This window comes from Paenibacillus rubinfantis (genome assembly GCF_001486505.1).
Taxonomy (GTDB): domain Bacteria; phylum Bacillota; class Bacilli; order Paenibacillales; family Paenibacillaceae; genus Fontibacillus; species Fontibacillus rubinfantis.
In genome coordinates, this window is the sequence record NZ_LN909051.1 from 1 (window position 1) to 4,226 (window position 4,226).

Annotated in this window: 3 protein-coding genes and 3 rRNA genes; all 6 read right to left on the reverse strand. The window is 44.5% G+C overall.

The genetic code is table 11. The annotated features are described in order from the left end of the window. Positions 1–257 (reverse strand): 23S ribosomal RNA (locus BN3277_RS24770); the annotation flags it as partial. A 93-nt stretch (positions 258–350) separates the two neighbouring features. Further along, positions 351–1,661, reverse strand: coding sequence for an ABC transporter substrate-binding protein (locus tag BN3277_RS01080; protein WP_059040482.1), 1,311 nt, complete (start codon positions 1,659–1,661; stop codon positions 351–353). Between the two features lie 58 nt (positions 1,662–1,719). Then, positions 1,720–2,109, reverse strand: coding sequence for a hypothetical protein (locus BN3277_RS01085; protein WP_059040483.1), 390 nt, complete (start codon positions 2,107–2,109; stop codon positions 1,720–1,722). A gap of 153 nt (positions 2,110–2,262) precedes the next feature. Then, positions 2,263–3,534 (reverse strand): ABC transporter substrate-binding protein, encoded by a 1,272-nt coding sequence (locus BN3277_RS01090; RefSeq protein WP_082691252.1) that lies wholly within the window; start codon positions 3,532–3,534, stop codon positions 2,263–2,265. A gap of 253 nt (positions 3,535–3,787) precedes the next feature. Then, positions 3,788–3,904: ribosomal RNA gene (rrf, locus tag BN3277_RS01095) — 5S ribosomal RNA — on the reverse strand. Between the two features lie 197 nt (positions 3,905–4,101). Beyond that, a 23S ribosomal RNA gene (locus tag BN3277_RS01100) occupies positions 4,102–4,226 on the reverse strand; the annotation flags it as partial.

Consider the following 4,226-nt stretch of genomic DNA (forward strand, 5'->3'; position numbering starts at 1 on the left):
TCCCTTTTGCCTTTGCACTCTTCGAATGATTTCCAACCATTCTGAGGGAACCTTGGGGCGCCTCCGTTACTCTTTAGGAGGCGACCGCCCCAGTCAAACTGCCCACCTGACACTGTCCCCGTACCGGTTCACGGCACCAGGTTAGAACTCCGATACGATCAGGGTGGTATCCCAACGGCGCCTCCACCGAAGCTGGCGCTCCGGCTTCCTAGGCTCCCACCGGGCGGGGAATGCCGGGGTTGAGGTGTGCCTACGGTATGAAACCAATACACCAGCGAAGCGCCGAGCACCAGAACGGCCGGTTCTTTTATCATGTTCGCATTTAACTTGGTGCTCTATAGCTTCAGCGGCTACTCATCAGGCATTTGGGCCAGCTTTAATTTCATTTCGTTAATCGCCGTCTGCCCTTCTTTTTCAATCCTTTCAATCGCTTCGTCTACCGTGATTTTATTCTGTATGGCTTCCTGGATCACGTTTTGGCCCACATCTTTAAAAGCATTTATGATTTCATAATGGATATAGTCATAGGGATTGTTGCTTTTCGTTACAGGTTCCAACTCGTACAAGGGCGATATATCATGGCCTTGTACAGATTTAATCAGATCCATTTTTGCAGGTAAGCCCATGGAGAGTTGATCTTGCTGATTCTTTGTCATTTTCTGCGTATCGTTCGTTATGAAATTGAGTAACTCCCAAGCTTCTTCTTCATGCTGCGATTTAGAGGAAATTCCGTAAATCTCCTGTACCTCGTAATAATCGCTTTGCCCTCGACTTCTGCTACTTACCGGAACGGTCACCATATCCCAATTGATAGGTTTGGCACCGATAAACCGTCCGTAATTTTCAAAATTATAGGCTGTTGTGTAAGACTGAATTTCCATCGCGGTATGGCCGGTCAATATAGGTGCCGGTTCGACTTCATCCGTTGGATCGTCATCCTTGTCATATACGGCTTTATCCCGAAAAGCCTCGATGACCATCTGATAGATGCTATGCCATGCCGCTGAATCCATATTCACTTGCAACGTTCGAGCATCCACGAAATTCAGGCCTTCCGTCTGACCGATTCTGAGGATCATCGAGAACGGTATATTTATGTAATAATTTGATTTAAATCCATACAAGGCCTCACCGTCCGCATTTTGTTCTGGAAACCTTTTGGCAAGATCAAGCACTTCTTCCCATGTCATTTGGTTTTGGGGAAACGGGATCCCGTACTGCTCAAAAAGATCCCTATTATAATAGAGAGCATGACTAATAAAAGATGGACTTAAGGCGTATAAGTGACCGTCCACTTCCGATCGCAATGCATTCACGACGGCAGGGCTAAACTCCGAAATCGGATATTTTTCATCCCTGAGTTTTTGTTCCAAATTCAGAAGTTTCCCTTCTTCCACCAACCGGTTATAGACGGTGACTTGATCCATAAACAGCACATCGGCAGAGGGCTCCGTCGATTTGTCGCCTAGATCCTCACTGATGACTTGAAGCTTGATATGGCTGTATTTGTCTTCAAAATCATGTCCATACATTTGATAAAATAGTTTTTCGGAAGGAAAGTTTATCGTAATGACAACAGGCTCCTTCACAGGATGAATCGAACATCCAGATACCATCAGCAGGCTTATCGATAAAAAAAGGATGGTCAATTTACGTAGCATCTTTTGTTTCCCTCACTGTAAAAAGGGGGAATGCTCCCCCTTTTCTTAAGATCGAATTTTACCAACTAGCCGAAGCGTAGGATTGATCGCTAGATGTTCCATCGGTGTAATAGGTTCGCGAAGCGGCATTCAAAGAATAGGAATTGGAGCTAGAATACGTGCTGTCTTTTGTATACCAAACTGCCTCATATCCCTTTTTCGTCGCGGATGAGCTTCCCGACTCCTTTTTTGTCGATCCTTGATAAAATGTTCCGGTCACATTAATGCTTTTGAATTTTGAATTTACTGATGATGCATATGCCTTGCCCCTGACGTAACTGCTCGATTGTTGCGAATAACCGATATATGCATCGGTAGTCGCGTCCGAATCTGTGGCGGCAAAAACCGGAATAGCTGCGGTTACAGCCATTACAACGGCAAATACGGCAATACTCCCTTTTTTCTTCATAAGATCAGGTCTCCTTCCAAAATTAATTTTTCTGACTTTTCTGGAAGTAAGCATGTAGGTACGAACATGATGATAAAATCCTTACAAACTAACACTAGTAATTAGCTTGCAAGCTTCATCTATGCAATCAGAAGTCATTCGACTCCACCTACATCAATCCATCGGCGTCATCCTTTTTAATTCTTGGACGGCCTTCGTCTGTAATGAATCCAATCCTTCTTGTGCGGAGAGCGTATGATCTAAAATTTGGTCTAAAGTCTGCTGTGAAATCGTCAACAACTCGCTTGGCAATATATCATGATCGTGATCTATCCTCGGTGACAATTTATAGAAAGGGGTCACTTTCTCTCTATCTTCTACTTTGGTAACCACTTGATCCAATAAAGAGGAAAACCCGTAATCGGAACGGTACTCCCAACGGGCGACATCTTCGGAACAGAAAAATTTTAGCAGTTCCCAAGCCGCGTCCGGATCATCCGAGGAATTCAGAATCGCGAAAAATCCGGGTACCCTTAAGGAATCGGACTGATCCGCTTGAGCCGGATCGATAGGCATGGTAACGATTGACCAATTGAAAGGAAGCCTCTCTTGTTCCAGACGCTTGTAGTCATCGTAACTTACTACAGCCATCGCTCTCTCTCCCGCCAAAAAAGGAGATAGATAGGAATTTTGATCCGCGTTAATATCTAAAGCCCCATTAGTATAGGCCTGAATAGCATTTTCCCAAATAGGAATCCATGATTTGCCGTTAAAAGACACTTGCTGTTGTTGACGGTCGTATGCCTTTAGGCGGGATGTTTGTCCAATACGTAAAATCAAATCCAGCAAGTTCGTATTCTTAAGCGAAATTCCTTTGATGTTACTATAATCGGTTGAGGGGAATCTGCTGGATAGCAATAGAATGCTTTCCCATGTCATTTGATCCTCGGGATATTGAATTTTATTTTTATCAAACAAATCCTTATTGTAAACGATGGCACTGCCGTAAAAATTCGCCGGCAAACCATAGATCTTTCCGTTGCCATACGTTTTAGTTAATTCAATGACGCTGGGCACAAATCGTTCCAAATCGAAATCGCCCTTTTGAATCAATGGACCGATATCCGTAAGCAATCCTTCTTGTACAAATGAATCCATAAGTTCCGAAGGCAAATAAATGAGATCCACCTGATTTTCTTTTACCCATTGTACGGGGTTCGTGTCGGGATTTAACAGCTCTTTCGTCGAGACGACATTAACCCTGAGGTTCGGATAGTCGTCTTCGAGTAAAGCCGAATATCTTTGTTTGAAATGCTCCTCTTTGGTATATCCGACGTCCAATGTTACATCTTTTTCCTTGGTGATAGATACAGTTTCTATGGAGCAGCCAGAAATTAAAATCGAACATAGCAGAGTGCAGACTATCATTTTTATCTTCGAAGACAATCTTACAAAACCTCCATTCCCAACCAATAGGCATAAGTTAAAAATTTATTTATTTTCTATATTATTCCTTTTATAGAAACCTTACTTCATTTGGTAGGATCCGTCAAGATTTCGAGGTTAAAAACCCTTACCCTTGGCTACGGTAGGCTCTCGCCAGTCCCCCTTCGGGACTTTCCACCCTAGAGATGACGCCCATGCTGGGCGTACTACAAAAAGAGCACCACCGAATCATCGGCAGTGCTCTTTCGTCTTTGCTTGGCGACGTCCTACTCTCCCAGGACCCTTCGGTCCAAGTACCATCGGCGCTGGAGGGCTTAACGGTCGTGTTCGGGATGGGAACGTGTGGAACCCCTCCGCCATCGCCACCAAACGGGTTTTGATTCATCAAATATGTAACAGGAAACAGCACCGCCAAATGCTGTAAGCCTACTTCACTGAAGTCATCGCTTGGATACCTTCAGATCCGTGCTTGCTCCCTGAAAACTGGATACGAAACGATTTTGCGAGTTAGTCTCCTCAAGTGCTCGAATCGGCTTGTTCAGCCTGACGCCACTTTTTGGAGTTGTTTTGGATAAGCCCTCGACCGATTAGTACCTGTCAGCTCCATACATTGCTGCACTTCCACCTCAGGCCTATCAACCTCGTCGTCTTCAAGGGGTCTTACTAGTTGGGAAATCTCATCTTGAGGGGGG